Origin of the sequence: Methanoregula boonei 6A8 (assembly GCF_000017625.1) — an archaeon.
Taxonomy (GTDB): Archaea; Halobacteriota; Methanomicrobia; order Methanomicrobiales; family Methanospirillaceae; genus Methanoregula; species Methanoregula boonei.
The window spans coordinates 856,037-875,512 of record NC_009712.1 but is presented as its reverse complement, the minus strand read 5'-3'; the positions used below and the strand labels follow the sequence as shown (position 1 = coordinate 875,512).

15 protein-coding genes are annotated in these 19,476 nt (G+C 55.2%); 5 read left to right on the top strand and 10 right to left on the bottom strand.

Going from position 1 to position 19,476, the window contains the following annotated elements; translation table 11 throughout:
* Positions 1 to 253: 253 nt before the first annotated feature.
* From MBOO_RS04690 to modA, 4 genes are all read right to left on the bottom strand, one after another.
* Positions 254 to 958 carry a PAS domain S-box protein gene (locus MBOO_RS04690; protein ID WP_012106435.1) on the bottom strand — a complete coding sequence of 235 codons (705 nt, stop codon included), beginning with the start codon at positions 956 to 958 and terminating at the stop codon, positions 254 to 256.
* Positions 959 to 1,042: 84 nt separating this feature from the next.
* Positions 1,043 to 1,741 carry a sulfate/molybdate ABC transporter ATP-binding protein gene (locus MBOO_RS04685; RefSeq protein WP_012106434.1) on the bottom strand — a complete coding sequence of 233 codons (699 nt, stop codon included), beginning with the start codon at positions 1,739 to 1,741 and terminating at the stop codon, positions 1,043 to 1,045.
* The gene (locus MBOO_RS04680; RefSeq protein WP_012106433.1) at positions 1,734 to 2,555 is read right to left on the bottom strand and encodes an ABC transporter permease; all 822 of its coding nucleotides are present in this window, start codon (positions 2,553 to 2,555) and stop codon (positions 1,734 to 1,736) included. Before MBOO_RS04680 ends, MBOO_RS04685 begins: the two co-directional genes overlap by 8 nt.
* A 74-nt stretch (positions 2,556 to 2,629) precedes the next feature.
* Positions 2,630 to 3,583, bottom strand: coding sequence for a molybdate ABC transporter substrate-binding protein (gene modA / locus MBOO_RS04675; RefSeq protein WP_157677597.1), 954 nt, complete (start codon positions 3,581 to 3,583; stop codon positions 2,630 to 2,632).
* A gap of 648 nt (positions 3,584 to 4,231) precedes the next feature.
* On the opposite strand from modA, the gene MBOO_RS04670 reads away from it, so the two are divergent.
* Positions 4,232 to 4,978 carry a metal-dependent hydrolase gene (locus MBOO_RS04670; protein ID WP_012106430.1) on the top strand — a complete coding sequence of 249 codons (747 nt, stop codon included), beginning with the start codon at positions 4,232 to 4,234 and terminating at the stop codon, positions 4,976 to 4,978.
* Between the two features lie 99 nt (positions 4,979 to 5,077).
* Here the strand turns inward: MBOO_RS04670 and MBOO_RS04665 are convergent, their stop codons facing one another.
* From MBOO_RS04665 to dcd, 6 genes are all read right to left on the bottom strand, one after another.
* The gene (locus MBOO_RS04665) at positions 5,078 to 8,302 is read right to left on the bottom strand and encodes a response regulator (RefSeq protein ID WP_012106429.1); all 3,225 of its coding nucleotides are present in this window, start codon (positions 8,300 to 8,302) and stop codon (positions 5,078 to 5,080) included.
* Positions 8,303 to 8,413: 111 nt separating this feature from the next.
* Positions 8,414 to 9,289: an NAD(+) diphosphatase gene (gene nudC, locus MBOO_RS04660; protein ID WP_012106428.1), complete on the bottom strand. Its 876-nt coding sequence runs from the start codon at positions 9,287 to 9,289 to the stop codon at positions 8,414 to 8,416.
* A 160-nt stretch (positions 9,290 to 9,449) separates the two neighbouring features.
* Positions 9,450 to 10,295 carry an ATP-binding protein gene (locus MBOO_RS04655; RefSeq protein WP_012106427.1) on the bottom strand — a complete coding sequence of 282 codons (846 nt, stop codon included), beginning with the start codon at positions 10,293 to 10,295 and terminating at the stop codon, positions 9,450 to 9,452.
* Positions 10,296 to 10,298: 3 nt separating this feature from the next.
* Positions 10,299 to 12,260, bottom strand: coding sequence for an anaerobic carbon-monoxide dehydrogenase catalytic subunit (cooS, locus tag MBOO_RS04650; RefSeq protein WP_012106426.1), 1,962 nt, complete (start codon positions 12,258 to 12,260; stop codon positions 10,299 to 10,301).
* Between the two features lie 499 nt (positions 12,261 to 12,759).
* Positions 12,760 to 14,604, bottom strand: a complete 1,845-nt coding sequence (locus MBOO_RS04645) for a threonine--tRNA ligase (protein WP_012106425.1) — start codon at positions 14,602 to 14,604, stop codon at positions 12,760 to 12,762.
* Between the two features lie 116 nt (positions 14,605 to 14,720).
* Positions 14,721 to 15,272, bottom strand: coding sequence for a dCTP deaminase (gene dcd, locus MBOO_RS04640; protein WP_012106424.1), 552 nt, complete (start codon positions 15,270 to 15,272; stop codon positions 14,721 to 14,723).
* Between the two features lie 892 nt (positions 15,273 to 16,164).
* Here dcd and MBOO_RS04635 point away from each other — a divergent pair.
* The 4 genes from MBOO_RS04635 to MBOO_RS04620 all read left to right on the top strand — a co-directional run bounded on the left by MBOO_RS04635 (position 16,165) and on the right by MBOO_RS04620 (position 19,475).
* Positions 16,165 to 17,397: a DsrE family protein gene (locus MBOO_RS04635; RefSeq protein ID WP_012106423.1), complete on the top strand. Its 1,233-nt coding sequence runs from the start codon at positions 16,165 to 16,167 to the stop codon at positions 17,395 to 17,397.
* A gap of 64 nt (positions 17,398 to 17,461) precedes the next feature.
* The gene (locus MBOO_RS04630) at positions 17,462 to 18,400 is read left to right on the top strand and encodes an MBL fold metallo-hydrolase (RefSeq protein WP_232385629.1); all 939 of its coding nucleotides are present in this window, start codon (positions 17,462 to 17,464) and stop codon (positions 18,398 to 18,400) included.
* A 371-nt stretch (positions 18,401 to 18,771) separates the two neighbouring features.
* On the top strand, positions 18,772 to 19,038 hold the full coding sequence (locus MBOO_RS04625; protein ID WP_012106421.1) for a 4Fe-4S binding protein: 267 nt from the start codon (positions 18,772 to 18,774) through the stop codon (positions 19,036 to 19,038).
* A gap of 26 nt (positions 19,039 to 19,064) precedes the next feature.
* On the top strand, positions 19,065 to 19,475 hold the full coding sequence (locus tag MBOO_RS04620; protein ID WP_012106420.1) for a molybdopterin dinucleotide binding domain-containing protein: 411 nt from the start codon (positions 19,065 to 19,067) through the stop codon (positions 19,473 to 19,475).
* The last annotated feature ends 1 nt before the right edge of the window (position 19,476 follow it).

The window sequence follows — 19,476 nt, the reverse complement described above, 5'->3', positions numbered from 1 at the left end:
GGCCCTGCAGACACGTTGTACGATGCTTCCAAAGTAATCCTATATAATTTAAATAGTCTTATCGTTGCCATTTAGTTAGTTTAGACGATCTTTTTGTATATTAACTATCACAATCGCTCTCTGCCGCCGCTTTGATACATTGCGTCAGTTCTGGGATCAACCAGAGAACATCCCGTGAGAGACTTGCCGGGAACTCTCTGCCGGTCATAATACTCCAGTCGGCGAATACCCTGCCGCTTCACCAAAAGCGAGTTTATCCGGTTGAGGCAGCCCGCATCACGATCTGGACCGCATTCCTGTTTTCCCAGAAAATGCTGCCCAGACTCATCATGACGGTAACCTCGCCCCCGTCATGCCGCACCAGCCGGATGGCCCCCATATCCGATCGTGCACCCAATGCGGCCTGACTGAGCCGTTCCCGGAAGAGTCCCCGCATATCCGGTTCGATCATGCCGGTGATCTCTGTCTCCCCCTTTTCATTCTCTATCCCGAGCAGCCTTTTTCCTGCAGGATTCAGGTACGCAATCCGGTCTCCCTTGCAGACTACGACCCCCTCCGGCAACCATTCGATAAGGGAGCGGTACCGCTCTTCGTTTGCTGCGATCTCCTCGACGCTTGCCACGTAATCCTTGATAAAGAACGATGCGATCACAAGAATCAGGGCAAAAAAGACCCGGTCAATGATCGCGTACCCGAGCGGGATATCACGGGGTGAAAGAAAAAGGCTTACCGCCATCAGGAGGATGAATATACCGGTCATCAGGACAGGGGCGTACTTCCAGCTGAGGTATACGGTCAGGAACAGGGGGATGAGATACAAGACCCAGACCACCACGCCCAAAGGGGTAATGGCGTCGACAATAAAGATGAGCGCGGTTGCAAGGATGATATAGGAAACAATGCGGAGAAAATCTCCCCTTCGCCGGACCGGCCAGGTCAGCCTTTCTGTGTCCACCATACATGATCCTGTCGGATCCTATTATAAAAATCTGGTGGATAGTCCCCTTGATACTATCAGCCAACAGCCATGCCGGCCATCATTTCATGGGCACCGGCAGACCGTGCAGAGCTCCGGCATTTCGGTTGGAATACCCTCCCATTCCATCCTTCCCTGGCAGAGCACACAGGCCCGGTCACCGATCTCCTCGCTGTCGGCAACCCGGTGTGTCACAAGGATGCAGGGAATGTTAAAGTCGCGGACATACTGCCGTGTAAGATCCTTTACAGACTGTGTACTCTCTGCATCAAGAGCGGTGAAAGGCTCGTCCAGCATCAGAAGAACGGGATCTGTTGCCAGTGCCCGGGCAAGGGCTACCCGCTGCTTCTGCCCCCCTGAAAGGTTCCCGGCTTTGACTCCGGCAAGATCCGTGATATGCATACGATCCATCCATTCAGCCACATATCCGGTAACTTCTGCTTTCGGGGTGCGCCGGGCACGAAGGCCAAATGCCACATTGTCATGTACGGTCATATGGGGAAAGACCGCAGGATTCTGGAGAACATAACCAATCCGGCGATCCTCAACCGGTATATTGATCCCTTCCCGGGTTTCGCAGATGCACTCCCCGTTTAAGGTGATCTTCGCAGTATCCGGTTGCAGGAGGCCGGCAATGATATTGAGGGAGGTCGATTTTCCCGAGCCGTTTGTACCCATCAGGACGGTGATCTGCCCGGATTCTGCCCGAAGCGTAAAATCAAGCGTGTAATCGCGCAGGCGCTTTACCATCGAAGCCTCAAGCATGGCCCGCCTCCCGTTTCTGGACCAGACGCACGATGATCATGATGGTAAATGAGATGATCACAAGAAGTATGGATATGGTCAGCCCGACATAAAGGTCCCCTTCCATACCCACGTACACGGCAAGCGGCATGGTCTGGGTTACCCCGGGGAGATTCCCGGCAAACATAATGGTAGCGCCAAACTCCCCAAGTGCCCGGCCAAAGGTCATGACCGCACCCGAGATCAGACCTCCTGCAGTCATAGGAAGGGTAACAAGGACAAGGGTCCGAAGGGGTGAAGACCCCAGTGTCCGTGCGGTCTGTTCGTATGCCGGGTCAAGCTGCTCGAAGAGGGATTTTGCCTGCCGGAGATAGAACGGGGATGCCACAAAGATCTGCGCCATGATCACGGCAAGCGTGGTAAAGGCAATCGTAATCCCGAACATGTTGAAGTACCTTCCAAGGAGCCCGGTCCTGCCCCACAGCATAAGGAGGGCCACACCCGCCACTGCAGGGGGGAGGACAAGTGGGAGATCGATGAGGGTGTCAACAATCACTTTCCCGGGGTACGTGTACCGGGAATGGAAGTACGCAAATGGCGTACCGACAAGGATGACTACGACAAGAGTGACCACAGTGGTAAACAGGCTCAGCCAGAGTGCGCTGATAACATCAGGGTTATGGAGCGTGGAAAAGAACTGATCCGGAGGGATCCGGAGAAATAATGCCACGATCGGAAGGGCGAGATAGAGGGTAACAGAAACGATCAGGATCCCTGCGGCAAGGTAAGTCAGGCTCTGCCGGTAATTTTTTGGCCGGAGGCTGTGGGGGATCATGGGGTCAAGTTTCTACCGGCAGGAAAACGCCGACCGGCACGGCTGATGGGAAAAATAAGGATATTTTTTTTTAATTACGGTGCAGTGAACCCGTACTGGGCCAGGATGTTCTGTCCTGCGGCAGAGAGCATGTACTGCTCGAACCAGGAACCCACGGCCTTGTTCTGGCTCTGGTTAACGATGGCAATCGTGTAGGTCTGCAGGTAGTTATCCTTCTTTGGGATGGTAATGGACTGGTAGGTTCCGCTTGGAGCTGCATTCGCAGTGGACTGGTACACGAATCCTGCATCTACTTCGCCAAGGGAGACTTTTGTGGCAACGGCAGGTTCTGATGTTTCGTAGGTGACCACGTTACTGATGGTCTGGTTCTTCCAGCTCTGGCTGTACGTGTCGTTTGCCAGGTTGTTTAAGACCGCAGTTGTCGCAGTGCCGACCGGCACGGTGTTTGCTGCCATAGCGATTTTTATTCCGGGCTTTGCAAGATCGGAGAGAGACTGGATGTTTGCCGGGTTCGAGGCAGGGAGGATGACGGTCACGTAGTTGGTCGTCAGTGTCTTTACCGTGCTTGGAACAAGGTATCCCTCTTTAGTAAGGGTATTGGTATACGAGTTGCTTGCCGAGATGAAGACATCTGCATATGCTCCGTTCTCGATCTGGGTCTTGAGGGCCTGGGTTCCGTCAAGGTCAAACGATACCGTGTCGGGGGGGTAGGCTGCATTAAAGGACGATGCGATAGTCGGCGCGGCTCCGGTGAGCGATGCAGCTGTAAAGGCAACAATGTTGGTGCGCGATGGCGTAAAGGTCGGGGCCGGGGTCGCTGTCGTAGCTACCGTTGTCGGGGCTGCGGTTGCAACCGTGGCCACCGGTGTGGCAGCCGGGGTCGATGCTGCGGTGGGAGCCGCGGTTGCTGCAGGAGTCGCGGTGGTAGTCGTGCTCTGCGTGCAGCCGGCAAAGAATGCCGTGACCATCAGGAGTCCAAGGACAAGGCTGATGAGTGCAAGGCGGGATGGTGTCAGTTTTCCGTTCATAAAACAACAAACCTCAAAAGTTAATATTTTCAAGTAACCTTTTGCAGGAAAGTAGTTAAAAATTTTGTTTTATTTTATCGACAGAGTAACGATTGGCAGTATACATCTGTCGACCCAAATGGTGTATACATGATCAATTATCCGGAAGAGATGAGAGTTCTCCGGTCAAAGATAACCGGTGGTGGCCCAGCCGGATAAACGGGGCAGGAACATGTATCCCTTAGATGCTATCACCTCGCAAAGGTACCTGGCACACTCCCGCAGGCGTACGGCAGATATCGCCGGGCCGGCCTTTTGTGGGAGGGAGTGCCCGCTTGTGCCCGGTACGTATGGATTATCATGGTAATCCCCGGGTAAAAAAGATGCCGGGCAGTTTCCTGTTCTGCAGGTCGTTTTAAAAAGAGCGAAACCGTTCATACCCGCCAGTGACAGGGAATGATGAGGAAAAGGACCGGTCTGGAGAGTTCGTTAATGATTTCCCTTTTATCAACAGGCAAAATAAGTAAAATCCTAATGCATATATGGAACAGTTACGATATTCTCCTTACAGCATAATCAGGGCCTTTTTCGCTTTTGTCGGAATGAGCGATACCGCGGCTTGACACAAGCGAACTGCCGGAACAGGAGAATGTTTCAGGATCCCTACCTATGATCACCCGGCATCATTTCGCACTTGCTCTCATCTGCTCCCTTATCCTCTTCAGTTCCTTCCTTTTTACCCGACCGATTATAGCATTTCTCGTGTGCACCGGTACCTGCATAGGGTCACTCCTGCCCGACATCCACATGTCCCGGCCAAAAAAAACAGGCCCGCGGACGCTTGCATGGGCTCTTGTCCAGCTTCCCCGGAAAGCCTGTGCGTGGATCCTGTACCGGATCTATGCTGCCCTCGAACTGCCGGTAACCGATCCGACTGATAAACGCCTCACTCATTCTCTCCCGGGAATACTCTTTATAACACTCAGTTCCGGCCTGCTTCTGCTCATTCCTGCATATATCATCTCACCCGCCAACACAATCGATGGTATAATCTTCCTTTTCGGGCTTTTCCTTGGCATGATATTCCATCTCATCGAAGATCTATGCACACGGAAAGGGATCTTCCCTTTTTTCCCGTTGAGCCAAACGCAGATTGCCGGATCCATCCGCCCCTGTGACCATGAGGATCACCGTATCAGGTGGTTCCATGTGCTGCATGGCGGAGTGCTCCTTATCCTTCTCATCCTGGATGGCACGGGGATCCTTGTACCGGCACTTGCATTCCCTGCCGGCCTTGCAGGTCTTGCGATATGCCTTGGGATCATGGTGTACTTGTCAGATGTTACCGTCCGGCAGGCTTCCTCACCGGGAGCCCGGGTACAACCGGCTGCAGTCCAGGGAACAGGCCGCCGGTAACCCGGGAATTGCTTCCCGATCCTCTTTCGTGATCAGGTGGGTAAAGAGGGCTGTCCGAAAATACGCAATTATTCAAAAAAAGGTCAATGATCCGTAACGTTATTCATGCGGACGGTACCCTTTTGCGTGTGCAAGCAGCATGAGCTCCGCAAGCTGTGATTCCTGCCGCCGGGTCAGTACCCGGCCTTTCTGGATCAGCCGGCCAAACTTTACGATCCGGATACGCTCTTCATGGCTGAGCGAATCGGCATTATGGGCCCATTTTACCAGATCAAACCATTGCCCCCGGCTAAAGACCGGGACCCCTGCATAACGGACCGCCGTTCCCGGGGTTTCGTCCGTCTCATCTGTCTCCCCTTCACCAGCCTCTTCTTCACCCGCTTCATCGCCGGGTTCATCTTCGTTGTCAGGAGTTTCTGGCAAATCTGCCTCTGTGTCATCCCCGGGCTGCAGGGTTTCCTCACCCGGATCATCCACCGGTTCCTCCGGGGATTCTCCAGCGGGAACCGCATCCGGCAGCTCATCTGCTCCGATCTCCCGGGGCTCTTCAAAGAGATCCTCTACCGTCCGGATCTGAACATGCGGGATTTCCACATCCGGGTTTTCCGGATCCTTCGGCACCTGCGGCTGAACCGGAACAATACGGTCTATCTCCTTTCGTACCAGGGCATGGGAAACCTCCCGGATCGGAGCAGGGAGATCCGGGGACTGGACAACAAGGGCATGACCTCCCACAGGGATTTCTTCGATTGCAGTTGAGGGGACATGAGGCTTTTTCCTGATCTCGGCAAGGGCTTCCCGGGTCTCGGCATATGCTTCCTCGGCAGCATGGCGCTCCTCTTTTTCTGCATCGAGCGCTGACCTGGCCCGCTCGATCTCCTGCGAGAGAGCCTGAAGGGCCGCCTCTTTTTCTGCCTGCTCCCTCTCTGCTGCACGGAGTTGTTCCTCAAGCGAGCGCTGCCGCTCGAGGCCGGTCCGGAGTTCTGTTTCAAGCTCTGCGATCTGGCCGGTGAGGCGGGCAACGTCCGCATTCCACTTGTCTGTTGCCGTTTTTGTCTGCTGGTCAGCCACATTACGCTGCCGGGAGATCTCTGCAAGTTCGTCCTTTACCTGATCATGGGCCTCTTTCTCTGCATCAAGCGCTGCGGAGAGATCCTGGATCCGTGCACGCAACTCGCTCTCGCGTGCAGTGAACTGTTCACCGGTAACCCGTGCCGCGGCCTTTTCCTCTTCTGCTTCCTTAAGCCTGCGATCGGCCGATTCCAGGACAGGCGTGACCTGGCTGAGTGCCTCTTCCGCCCGGGCGCGTGCACCTTTTTCGGATTCGAGTGCGTCGGTAAGCTCCTGGATCTGTGCATGCAGTTCCTGTTCCAGTAGCGCGGCCTGCTCCTTTGCAGCATCCCGTTCACGTCCGATCTGCTCTGCTGACCGGGCCAGGTCAGCATATTTTTCTTCCGTGGCACGGTGCAGCCGCCGCTCGGTTGCAAGTTCCGCCTTAATCTGCTCCGATTCGGATGCGGCCGAACGGGCAAGCTTATCGGACTGTGCACCGGCAAGGGCTGCGGCCGACAGTTCCTCCTTAATGGCCTTGTGCGTATCCAGCGCAGCGTCCAGATCCTGCCGGGCAGCTGCCAGATCGGCCTGTGCTTTTTCCAGTTCGTTCTGGGCTTTGGCATTGTCGGCTTTGAGCGCCTGGTTCTCCGCTTCCTTTGTTGCGGCAGCCTCAGCCGCATCTGCCTGTGCCTCTGCACGGAGCCGCCGCTCCTCCTCCCCAAGGGCAACCGCTTCGCGGAGCTTGTCCTGCAGATCCACAAGGCTGCGCCCGGCCTCCTCCTTTTCCCCGGAAACGCGGGCAATTTCTGCCTCCAGCGACTGGCTTTTCTGGCGTTCGGCCCCTAACGATTCTGTCAGTGTATCGTACTTCTGCTGGAATGTTGCAAGGTGCTCTGCAAGCGCGTTCTTTTCTGCAGCAGATGCAGCTTCTTTCTTTGATGCTTCCTGGGCAAGTGCTACACACTTTTCTTCAGCAGCGGTCCGCGCTTCTTTTTCCTCAGCAAGGACATCGGAAAGGCGCATGCATTCCTGGGACTGCTGCGCAGCCCTTCCCGTAATATCCTCAATCATCTGGCGGAGTTCCTGCTCGGATTTTGCCTTCTCCTGGAGGATGGATTTTACTTCCACCTCAGCCGATTCTGCCCGGTTCTTCTCACCGGCAAGGGAGCTTCTGAGCTGCCCGATCTCGACAGAAAATGCATCGAGGGCTTTCTTGTCCTCGTCCCGGCCATGACAGAGGCCGGAAACCTGTGTCGCAAGCGCATCCTTTTCCCCGGAAATATCCGTGAGATCTTTCCTGGCATCCTCAAGCTCTTTGCGTGTCTGGGCAAGGTCACGGTTCAACGATTCGGCATCGCCACGGAGGGCCTGCTCAAGTTCGTTTTTCTCAGTCCCAAGCGTACGGACCGTGTCCTCTGATTCCGCAAGCCGGGCCCGAGTCGCCTCAAGCTCCTGTGTGGACCGGGTGTTCTCTTCCCTGAGCGCTGCAATCGTTTTTTCGTGCTCTTCAAGCCGGGAACGCAGAGCAACCTCTTCTTTTTTCTCCACCTCAAGGGCTTTTGCCGCACTCTCAATCTCGTGAACCTTCCCGTTTACGAGCATCTGGAGCCGGGCGGTCTCGGTAGAGAGTTCATTGGTGCGTTCGGCTACACGGCGTTCCAGTGTTGCAGTGAGGTTATCGAGCGCCTGGCGGATCCGTACAAGCTCGCCGGACCGGTCTACGGCAATCTCAAAAGAGGAGAGCAGGAATTCCAGCAGTTTCCTGCGGTCTGCCATGATCACGTAATCGTGATCATCGTGCCGGATCTTAAACTGGGTCCGGACCTTGTCGGGATCCGGCTTTTCCACCGGGGAGGCAAGCAGGGTCTCGATCAGGGAGAGAAGGTACTCGGGATCGTACGGGCGGGCAAGGAAATTATCCGCATTGCTGTCAAGGACTGAGAGCAGATCGGAAAGGCTTGCAACACCGGTGATCAAAAGCACCGGGATCCGCCAGAGATCCGAATCAGATTTAATCTCGCGACAGAATTCGCTGCCGTCCCGGTCTTTGCCGGAAGCATCACAGATGAGGAGATTGGGTTTTCCTTCGCGCAGGGCCTCCTGAAGATCTGTGTTGTCGGAAAAGAGGGTGACCCGGTATCCCTGCGGTGCAAGCTGCCCGCAAAGTTCCTGGGAATCCCGGTCATCTTTGCAGAGAATGTAGACATCTGTGGCGCTCTCCCCGCCAGGAATGTCCGCATCTGTACCTGATGGTTCAGAATTCATCTCCATTGCTCTCTACCAAATTTAAAGGCTTTATATTATATGTATGTTTATATCGCCAGAGGTTCTCCCTATCAAAAAAAGAGGGGACGCAACTGTCCTCCGAACCGGGTCTTTTGTTCAGCGGCCAAGTCCCTTGCGCTGTATCCATCCGTCGATAAGCGCCCGCGAGATACTCATTGGGGCAGGGAGATCCGGGAGATTTTCGCGCCTGTACCATCCCGCGGAAACGATCTCGTTATTATCTATAGTAACTTCCCCGGCATCGTACTCGGCGGTAAAGCCAATCATGAGTGAATCCGGAAAGGGCCAGGGTTCACTGGCAAAATAGCGTATATTTTTTACTGATATTCCCACTTCTTCCTGTACTTCGCGGCAGACCGCATGCTCAAGTGTTTCCCCGGGTTCTGCAAAGCCGGCAATCACGGAATACCTTTCAGGCGGAAACCGGGGGGAGCGGGCAAGCAGGATCTCCTCTCCCCGCATAATAAGGACAATGATGGCCGGAGAGATGCGGGGATAGACCACAAGGCCGCAGGCCGGGCAGCGCCACGCCCGTTCCGTTCGGGCCGGTTCGGTGGTATGGCCGCACCTGCCGCAGAACCGGCTTGCCGCAGCAGAGCACGAAATCCTGACTGCATATGAGGCAATGGCAAGATCCTCATCAGGAACCTGCCCGTAAAGCTCGCGGATGTTGGAAACGATCCGCCCGCCCGGGACAACCGTGCCATCCGGGAGAGTGACTGCATACCACGGAATATCCCCCCGGTGACCAAGGTATTCTGTTTGTCCTGCAGCGCAGGCCCCGGGTAAGGCGCTTTTTTCCCAGAAGATGCGCTGATCTCTCCCTTCGGGCAGTACGATCCCATGCCCGAAAACAAGAACAAAGAGCGCCCCGGGCGGGATTTCCAAAGGGATTGGGAAGCGGGCAGAGAGCGCATGAGCCGCAAAGACCGCGTGATGCGTAAAATGCTGGTGTGAGATGGTGGCGTTCATCAGGTACAACCCGGTTATTCCGGCACCGGTATTTGATCTGGTTCACGATAAACCGGTAGTTTCCTCTCGGGAACGATCCGGACATTGCTCCAGGGAATTTCCCGGATCTGCAAAGACCGGACGCGGATCATGCCCTGTCAGCTCTCCGGTTTTATTCTCTTTATCGTGCAGGTGGCGACCATTTCTCGCACCGGCCTGCAATGGCTGCAAGAAGTATCCGGACATTGCTGACAAATGCCGAATCACTGCCGGCAAGGGAGATAACCGAAGGTTCGGTCCGGCGCACCACGGGATCGAAGGGCAGGACAACCGTCTGCGTGAATTCAGCAAAACCCCCCTCACCACCGCAGACATTGCGGATTGTGGTGTTATCCTCTGACCGGTTGATGACCAGGATCACGTTTTCGATTCCGAGCTGGTGTGCGAGCACTGCGGATTTCCGGGCAACGGAGACCGCATTATAGGTGGGGTCAGTCACCACCACGGCGCTCGTGAACCCTTCGGCTATCGCCCGCCCGAAATGTTCGAGGCCCGCTGAGGTATCGAGAATAACCACATCGTCGTCGAATACCTGCATCTGTCGCAGTATCGCGGCAAGCAGCGTATACTCGGGGCAGAGGCATCCGCCCCCGGCCTCTTTTACCCCACCCATGACCAGCAACCTGACATTTTCTCCCGCAGGCACGGAGAAACGATCGATCACATCGCTGATATCGGGATTGAGGGAAAACAGCCCGCCCAAGGAGAGATCCGGGCCGGCCCCCATCTTCTCGCGGAGATATGAAGGGCTTTCAGAGACCGGAATAATCCCTTCTGCCCGGGCTTTTGGGATCCCAAGCGTTGCCGCAAGGTTCTGCTGGGGGTCGCTGTCTATGGCAAGGACCCGTTTTCCATCCTGTGCAAAAAGATGGGAGAGGAGCGCCGCAAGCGTGGTCTTTCCCACACCGCCTTTCCCGGTGATGACTACCCGGATTCCCCTTTCCTTATGCCGGGCATCTTCAGGCATTTTTCAGATCCCCAGCCCGGTGCGTTTCTTCTCGATATGGTCCGCGATGAGGTCTGCTGCCTTTACCGGGTCTGGCTCCACGGCAAAGTTTGCGTTTACCGCACCCTTAAGGCCATCGGTCAGGAGCGACACCACCGCCGGACTTCCCGAGATATGCGGCATGACGCCAAGCACGGTATAGACCCCGGAGGCAACAAAGTATGCGCCGATGGAGACGGCTTTCTGCGAGTACCACTCCGGTGCCGCCCCGGCAATCGGCAGCTTGTGGATCGGGACATTGAGGGCATTACCCAGCTCTGCGGCAAGCACGAGGATACGCGAGTTGTCCACACAGGAACCCATGTGGAGCACGGGCGGGATTTTCAGGGACTCACAAACTGCCCTCAGGTCATCCCCGGCCATGGCGGCAGCAGAGGGCATGAGGAGGCCGGCCTTTCCTGAAGCGATCGCAGCACAGCCGGTCTCGACACAGAGGATGTTCTTTTTGATCAGCGCTTTTGTGAGCTCCACGTGGCCGTAATCATGCTTCACATGCGGGTTGTTGCAGCCCACGATCCCGACTGCCCCCCGGATCTTCCCGGCCGCAATGAGATTGATGAGGGGCTTGAAAGAGCCGCCCAGGGCTTTTTTTATCGCCTCGTTGGAGAAACCGGTCATGAGCGGTACGGGGCTTCCCGGGATGTTGACCCGTGCCGGGTTCCGGTTTTTGAAATTCTCAACGGCCATGCGGACAATCGCCTTTGCGGTCACCAGGCCCTTGTCCGGGGAAAAGTCAAAGAAATACGAGCCCGGGATTTTTGCCTTGGGACTGGTGGAGACAATAAGCGTGTGGAAGCAGCTTGCCGTCCGTGGCAGGGAGGGAAAGATGCACTGGTAATCTACGATCATTGCTTCGAGCGCCCCGGTCATGATAACCAGTTCCTGGTTGAGATGGTTGCCGGACATGGGAACGCCCTTGCGCATCAGGAGCTCGCTTCCCGTGCAGCAGAGCCCCACAAGGTTGATGCCCGCCGCGCCGTTTTTCTTTGCAAGCGCCACAAGTTCGGGATCGGTGACAGCCTTTACCACCATCTCGGAGAGGACCGGGTTATGGCCGTGGACGGCGATGTTGACATGATCCTTTTTGAGCACTGCAAGGTTGACCTTCGATTCCCGGATGGACGGGGTCCCAAAGAGAACATCCGAGACATCGGTCCCCAGCATCGAGCCGCCCCAGCCGTCAGAGAGGCTGCAGCGCAGGCCCTGTAACAGGATATTGGTATAATCCGCACCCACCCCCATCTGGACCCGGTGCATGCTGTCCACGACCTCGCGGTCGATGCCCCGGGGTGTGATGCCGGCTGCATCCCAGATCTCCTGCGTGGCTTTTGGGGCCCGGCTGAGGCACTGGAGTGTGTTCCTGGTCATGCCGTACTCTTCGAGCATGGCACGCCCGAGCAGGGCTGCGATCTCTTTTGCGGATTTCTTATCATTAGCGATACCGAACTCCTGTGCAAGGAGGCGCAGCTTATCTTCGTCAGCGATGCCGTAATCCGTGGCCGTTCCCATTCCCACGAGATAGAGTGTTTCGACGATGTCGCGACCGTGGTCGGAATGGGCTGCAGAACCGGTGGCGATCATATCCAGGAGGTTGCGGGATACGATCAGGTCCGCATCGGCCCCGCAGACGCCCCGGATCCGGTGGGGCGGGATGATCCGGCACGGTCCCATAGTGCACCGGGCGCAGGAGAGCCCGGCCTCACAGTACTTGCAGGACGGCTGCTGCATCTCGTACCGGTCCCAGACCGTCTCGAAACCTTCCCGCAGCGCCATTTCGATCAGGGGCTTGGCGTTCTCATCGATCGTGCGCTCCTTTTTTTTCTGCTCGATGAGCGCAGGGTTCATCAGAGACATCCGGGCCCTGTCCAGCTCACAGACATCGATCCGTTCCCGGACCAGTACGGGTTTGGGTTCCTGTTCTGCCATTTCACACACCAGCGGTATTTCCGGTAACTGCTAATCTTCCAGAGCGGTATAAACCCTTTTGGAATAGGGCATTGTCTTTTTCAGATGAAATCCCCGGGAGAAACGAAAAAACGGTGGGGGAGATACGGCTGAGGAATTACCCCGGGACCACAGTGGCTCTGGCAGCAAGGCAAAGGGAAATAGTGCCCGAAAACTTCCGGCCACGCGGCTGACCGTCCAAAAAAAGTCCCGCAAGCCTCCGCACATTCCCTGAAATATTCGCAGGGACCGGGGGCGATTCCGAAAAATATGCGACTCAGCTGCTTGAGGATTTTCAAAAATGTTCGAGCACGCCACTGATGATTTCCAAAAAAGAATGGGGCACGAGCTGAAGATTCCGTAAAATGTGTCGCTCCGCAGCAGAAGATTTAAAAAAAATGCTCGGGTCCAGGGCCGAGGATTCCGGAAAAACAAGCCGGGCGTTCCTCCCAGAAGCCGGCGGTATTTTAAAAAAAAAAGTTCAGATGTACCGCGCCTTTAAGGAAAGCTTGCGCGGAGTATACAGCGGGCGGAAGGGCTTGCCTGCGGTCTCGTTCTTTATGGTGGCGGCAAGGGCGTCTGTGGTCATCTGTTCCTTGAAGGGCTTGTTGGGCTCGGATTTCCTGCGGATGGTAACGGTGAGCTTCTTGCTTGCCATCTCTTCATCACCAATAACAATCACGTAAGGTACCCAGTCCATACCGGCTTCCCGGACTTTCTTGCCCACGCTCTCGTCACGTTCATCAAGATCGCACCGGATGCCCTGTGCGTTGAGGGCGTCACAGATCTCCTGTGCATAGGCCGTGTGACGCTCGGCAACCGGCACGACCCGGGCCTGGACCGGTGAGAGCCATGTCGGCAGGGCCGGGACTTTCTGGGTGGAGATGTTCTCGAGGATCGCACAGATTACGCGCTCGACACTGCCGGTCGGGGAGCAGTGGAGGATGGGGGGATACACCGGCGTGCCATCATCCTTGAAGTACTTGATGTTGAACCGGGTCGAGCTCTCGACATCGATCTGGACGGTCGGGTTCTCGATCGGGCGGTTCTGGCCGTCGATTGCTGCAAGGTCAATCTTGGCCTCCCAGTAGTGGACGCGTTCGGAAAGGATCTCGATGAGCATCGGGCAGTCGGATTCTTTCACGATCTTCTTTACCCATGCCTCGTTCTCATCGTAGAATTTCTTGGTGCACCGGAATGCCGCAACAAGCTTGGTCTCAAAGTCCCGCCCGGTCTGCCAGCCTATTGCCAGCTGCTCTTCAAAGCACTTCATTGCCTCGGGCATGTCGGTACAGAGCGAGTGCATGTCGGGCATCGTGAAACAGCGCAGGCGCTTTAACCCGATCACTTCACCCTTCTGCTCGTGCCGGAAGGAATAGGTAGAGAGCTCGTACATCTTCATGGGGAGGGTGTTTTTGGAGATGTGCATGTCCCGCATGATCGAGAACATGCCAAAGCAGGCGGCAAACCGGAGCATCATGTCCCGGTTGTTGCTCTTGAACCGGTACTGCCGCTCGCCGAACTTGTCTGCATGCTCGTAGATCGCCTTGTCCCCAAGGTCGTACATGACCGGGGTCTCGACCGGGGTTGCGCCGTACGGCAGCAGGAGGGCAAGCACGTAATCGGCCATGAGGTCGCGGATGAGCTTGCCCTTGGGCATCCAGCGCATGCACCCGACATCGCTGGCCGGCTCGTAATCGACAAGCTCCTTGGAACGCATCAGGTCAACATGGGCCGGCTCGCCGCCGGTCGGCTCGGCAACGCCAAGCTCCTTTTTGACCAGGCAGCCAAACGGGGTGTTATCGAGATACTTGTGGTAATCGTGGGTCTTCCCGTCCGGCGTCATGACAAACCAGTCGTGGGTTGCCTCTTTCTTACCCAGCTTCTTTGAGACCACTTCCCCTTCCTCACCGGGCACAATCGTCTTGGAGAGTTCGGAGAGCGGGTGGCCCTTGCAGGAGATCTTGAAGGATTTGTACCAGCCAAACGGCGCACGCTTGACTGCAAAACCTTCCGCGGCAAGGCCGTCCCTCAGGGCATTGAGCGCCGGGACTGCCAGTTCGGGCCGGGCGAGATCGCTTGAGAGGTGCGCATACGGGTAGATAACAATCTTTTCCGCGTGGACCTGGCCGGCGGTCTTTTTTACCTCTTCGATGGCCTGGAGGATGACGCCTTCCGTATCTTCTTCGTCGACTGACTCTACAGCGGTAAAGACCGTGAGCGCGTCTTCCTCACGATCCGAGAGGACGGCGCCCTCCTCTGCCATCTTTGTCTTCTTTTTGGCTTCGTATTCGATGTAATCTGAATGTATCAGAAGAAGTCGCATTACTTCATCTCCTCTTTTTCCGGAACGGTTATCCGTATAAAATGAGTTCTTAAGATATATACCCTCATTGCCCCCTGCCCGCTGGCAGGGATGAGGATTTTTTCATTTCCCTTGCATTATTTCCTGTTCTCGTGGTACTTGGAAAGTGTTGCCTGGCGCTGGTCAAGGTACTTGGCATCCGCTTTTTTGTCGTACGGGTTCTCGGCCCGTTCGGTGGTGTAGAACACGAGCTGGCCGATAGGCATGCCCGCGTACACCCGGACCGGCCGTGCGTTCACGTTGGCCATTTCAAGCGTGATCGATCCCCGGAAACCGGCATCGATCCAGCCACCGGTCTGGTGGAGGGTGACCCCAAGCCGTGCAATGCTTGATTTCCCTTCTATTGTGGCAACAATATTATCAGGAAGGCTGATGCATTCCAGCGTCTCGGCAAGCACAAACTGCCCGGGCAGAAGATCAAAAAAATCCGCATGCTTTCCTTCCACGCCAGAGGTTACGGTCGTTTTGTCGTACGGGTCGATAACCTGTTTGCCCGGCGCGTACCAGACAAAATGGTTCCCCAGCCGGATATCGATCGAATTGGGCTGCACGAGGGCAGGATCGAACGGATCGATCCGTATATGACCCCGGGCAATGCGGTCACGGAGCTGCCAGTCCACGAGAATCATGGGATACTACGTTCGCGTTGATTGGTCATAAGTGCTGCCGGGCAATCCTCACTATCCCGGGGAGAGGGACACCTTTTAAACCGGGTTATCTATACACCCCTTTTGAACCTCAATTACGACCTGCCCTGATCCGGGCCCGGATTGAGCCCGGATGACCCTTTTTGGATCCCATCGGAGCCCGTATCGGGCTCCGTTTCCCCGCGTTCCAAAATAAGCCCAATTCTGCCTTATTTTTGCAATCGGACGATTTTAACGAACCTCATAAAGACCCTTTCCTGCCCTGATCTCAGCTCAAACGGGCTTTTCGTGGATCCCGGAAAAAGAGGCCAAAAAAAGGCCTCTATGGGCCGCTATTGGGCATTATATGGGGCTCAATTTGGGCTTATTTTGCCAAATAAGCCGGTATATGAGCTTTATTTTATGCGAACAGAATCGGACGGTTTTACGGGCGTATTTTCCCCGGATCTTCAGTGAAAAGTGCCTGCGGGATCTCTCCTGGCACCCTGTTGATTCCAGGGCGGATTTCCATAAGTGTTCCCACCCGGGCGGGCTGTGCGCTGCTGCCATCCTGCACATACGCATGGACTTTCTTAAGAAATTCCGGCGGACTGATGACCCGGGCGTAACGGGACTAAGACTGGTTCAGAAAATAAACGGATACGGCAACAGCATCTACATCCGGATCTGTCTTAAAAACAGCCGGCCCGTTTTGGGATCTTCACGAAATATATCCTTGTCTTTGAGAGCGGCAGCAGATCTTGTGTTGCCACCTTTTTTGGGACGGTCTATTTTTAGGAGTCCAAATGTCCCTACATCTCAAAGATGGTCGGGATTTATAAGGAAATTGGGACAATATCCCTGACAGATATACATATACGGGAACCATCCACCGATGACCGCAAATGTTTTTCTTTTCAGTACGGTGCTTACGCAGGAGCGGTTATCGTGGATCGATCAGGCTCTTAAGTATTATACCCAACCGAGAAAAAGCGCCGACTCCCCGGTTGCCTCCGAACAGGGAGTGCCGGGTATCTCGATCTTTCTTACCGGGGATGCACTCTACAGCCTCAATGAGGCCGAGTCCCGGCACATCTGGGCATCTCTGCTGTCGATGCCCGGAGTCAGGATCGTATGCAATGGGGATGCACTGGCCCACCGGGGTATTTCTCTTGATCCGCTGGTGGAACGGTTTCCGGATCAGGTAATTACTCTTCCTGCCGGGAAAACCGGGGGGAGTACTTCATTCTGGAGTGAGATCCTCTCAGCGATGCCGGACCGGCACCCTAATTCCCCACGCGAAATCGGATGGCTCCTGCTTTCATCGCCGTACATGTTCCCTTCTGCGGGAGATGCAATCCAGTGTCTTTCGGCAGCACTCACTCTTGGATACGGTATCGGGCTGTACGGCTACCTTGATGGCACGCATTCCTGCCATACCGGCCAGATTACCGGTGACCGGGAGAATATCGGGGAGTCCCTGGAACAGCTGGCAAAACTCGCAGCGGAAAACCAGCTGCCCTGTTCACTTATGATTCACCGGTACTCGGCCGCCGCCCGGGGATACCAGTCATGGGACGATGGCCTTGGGACAGTAGGTTCATCTTTTCTCATAAAACCTGCCCACATCCGGGATGCGGGAATGATGATCCACAAAACAGGAAACATTCCGGTCCTGTTTTCAGAGAATGCCGGTTACAGCCGGATCGGCACCGCGCAACAACCGGAGAAGAATTTCCCCGCCACAGCTCCGGTAACTATCCTTGTTACCCACAGCCCGTACAGCACAGAATATGCCTTTGGAGGGATCGCGTTTGCCGTTGCCTGTGCACACCAGGGGATCCGGAGCCGCGTCATTTTTCTCGAAGACGGAGTCTATGCACTCACCGGGGAGCACCGGGCACCGGGTGGAGATGAGGCCGTTACCCTGCCGGAGCTGATCCGGCATCTGTCCGGAAATACCGGCCTGCAGTTCTTTACCCTGTCACCTTCCCTTCACATGCGGGGAGTTTTAAAGAACGGAACACTTGCCGCAGTGCGGGAAATTGGCTTTGAGGAATTAAGCGCGCTCCTGTTTCCCCGGCGGGCGGAGAACGGTACCGGCCACGAGAGGATCCTCTTCTTCTAGAGCCGGGGGAGGGGGTATCTTCCGGGAAAACCTATTGTGCCATCCCGGAAAAAAAGAGATGATCATGACACAGGATATTCCCCGGCTCCTGGAGGCGGATCGTGCAGAGATTACCGTATTGGTTGACAATTACACGGACATCTTTGTCCCTTCCCAAAAGTCAGTTGACGTAAGGCCCCCGTTTGCACTTGACCGGCCGCTTCTCGCCGAGCATGGCCTTTCCTGTTACCTCACGATACACGCAAACGGGAAAGAACACAGAATCCTGCTCGACACCGGCCTTTCCCGCGGCTGTATGCTCCATAACGCCGTGCAGCAGAAGATCAATCTTGAGGGGATTGAGGCGGTGGTGATCAGCCATGGGCACTTCGATCACATCGGGGGCCTTATTTCCCTGCTTCAGAGGGCAGGGCACCAGGTGCCGGTTGTCCTTCACCCGGATGCATTCCTCCGCCGCCGTCTCAAAAGCCCGGGAAAAGAGCCGATCGAGCTCCCCGGGCTCGATCCAATTACCCTTAAACAGGCTGGCGCGGATATCCTTGCCCGTCCCGGGCCATCCCTTCTTGCTTCCGGCCACCTGCTGGTTACCGGTGAGATCGAAAGAACGGTACCCTTCGAGAAAGGATTTCCCGGCATGGAAGCATGGATGGGAGACCAGTGGGTCCCCGATCGGATAGCAGATGATCAGGGCCTCGTGATCAAGGTCAAAGGAAAAGGACTGGTTGTGATCAGCGGTTGTGCCCATGCCGGAATTATCAATACGATCCGGTGTGCACAGAAAATGACCGGAGTCAGTCATATACACGCGGTAATGGGCGGGTTCCACCTGACCGGGCCACTCTTTGCACCGGTCATTGTCCCAACGGTTGAAGCCTTAAAAGAGATCAATCCGGATTACGTCATACCCATGCACTGCACCGGATGGGATGCCATAAACCGGCTCTCCCGCGAAATGCCGGAGAGATGCATCCTCAATACCGTGGGAACAACATATTGTTTTTAACTATTTTATCTGGTTAACCTGCGGCATATTACGAAGGGATCAATCCGCCCAAATCCTGTTTTTTGAACCCGATTCGCGCGTTGGTCGCCATTTGACCTTGCGGGCACAACCCAAAGAGTGCAAAATATTTTACAGGAAAAATATTTTGAAACAATTCAAGGAACCGGATCAGAAAATACCCGAACCTGTCTTCACCGAAGGTCAATACCGAGAGTAAAATTATGACGTGAGTTAATCATTTAAAAAAAAAATAAAAATCGGTTAAGAGATTTAGATCTACCATCTGTAAACATAACAATGTTTAATTACTGTTTCAAGGTAACGTCTGGATTAGGAACTTGCTTCCACGAATTGTTTGTGTGTGATTTCATATGGCGTTTTCAGTACATGTCAACATGAGCCGGTGCACCGGATGCGGGAACTGTGTTACTGCATGTCCGGTGGATGCATTGGAACTGTGGACGCTGGATCCTGTTACCAATGAGAAGATCTACCAGGTACAGGACGGCGTTTCAGTTCATCTCGATGTCAAGAAAGAACTGTGTGCAGGGTGTGGTGTCTGTGTGGAGGCCTGCCCCTACGATGTCATCCAGCTCTGCGGGACTGAGCTAAGGACCCCGGCACCGGTAAAAAGTTAAGCCGGCTACAGATTGAGGCGATAATAATGGCGAATAAGAAAATTACGGTCAACATCATTACATGCCGCACGATCCAGCAGGGCGTAGGCATGGAAGCAGGCAAGACTTCCCAGAAGTACTTTGATGCCTGCACGATCATCCAGATGCACCCCGAGGATTTCAAGAGACTGGGTGCATGGAGGAACACGAATGTCAAGGTCACAAGCTCGGTCGGGAGCGTTATTTTAAAGGCTGTCGAGACCCGTGAGGACCTTGTGCCGGGCCTTGCCCACATACCCATGGGCCCCTGGGCAAACCGGATTGTCCCGGGATATACCTTCTCCACGGGAGAACCCTGCTTCAAGGGATTCCCGGCGGATATAGAGATTGCAGCAAACGAGCGGATCATGGGAGCAGTCGAAGTACTGCAGGATGCCTGCGGACTTATCAGGAAGTGAT